The sequence below is a fragment of the Limnohabitans sp. 2KL-51 genome, from assembly GCF_003063645.1.
In the GTDB taxonomy this organism is placed as follows: Bacteria; Pseudomonadota; Gammaproteobacteria; order Burkholderiales; family Burkholderiaceae_C; genus Limnohabitans_A.
On the sequence record NZ_NESJ01000062.1, the window covers coordinates 1 to 922 of the forward strand.

The 922-nt window shown below is 58.0% G+C and carries 1 protein-coding gene; it reads right to left on the minus strand.

Features of this window, described 5'->3' with window-relative positions:
- Window position 1: 1 nt before the first annotated feature.
- A partial coding sequence (tuf, locus tag B9Z49_RS21385) for an elongation factor Tu (protein WP_108355445.1) occupies window positions 2-922 on the minus strand: 921 nt, incomplete at its 5' end.

Consider the following 922-nt stretch of genomic DNA (forward strand, 5'->3'; position numbering starts at 1 on the left):
ATTAAGCGATGATCTTGGCAACGACGCCAGCGCCAACCGTGCGGCCACCTTCGCGGATGGCAAAGCGCAAGCCCTCTTCCATCGCAATGGGGTTGATCAACTTCACAGTGATCGACACGTTGTCACCCGGCATCACCATCTCTTTGCCTTCTGGCAATTCGATCGCGCCTGTCACGTCCGTCGTACGGAAGTAGAACTGGGGACGGTAGTTGTTGAAGAAAGGCGTGTGACGGCCACCTTCGTCTTTGGACAAAACATAGATCTCGCCCGTGAAGTGGGTGTGCGGCTTGATCGAGCCTGGCTTGCACAGCACTTGGCCGCGCTCGACGTCTTCGCGCTTGGTGCCGCGCAGCAAGATACCGACGTTGTCGCCCGCTTGACCTTGGTCCAGCAGCTTGCGGAACATCTCAACGCCCGTGCAAGTGGTCTTGACGGTGTCTTTGATACCCACGATTTCGATTTCTTCGCCGACTTTGATGATGCCGCGCTCGATACGGCCCGTCACCACAGTGCCGCGACCCGAGATGGAGAACACGTCTTCTACGGGCATCAAGAAGGCACCGTCCACTGCACGCTCTGGCAGGGGGATGTAGGTGTCTAGAGCATCAGCGAGTTTCATGATGGCTTCTTCGCCCAAGGGACCCTTGTCGCCTTCCAAAGCCAGCTTGGCAGAACCCTGGATGATCGGGGTGTCGTCGCCTGGGAAGTCGTACTTGGACAACAACTCGCGCACTTCCATCTCGACCAGCTCAAGCAACTCGGCGTCGTCGACCATGTCGCACTTGTTCAGGAACACGATGATGTAAGGCACGCCCACCTGGCGGGCCAACAAGATGTGCTCGCGGGTCTGAGGCATAGGGCCGTCAGCAGCGGAACACACCAAAATAGCGCCGTCCATCTGGGCAGCACCCGTGATCATGTT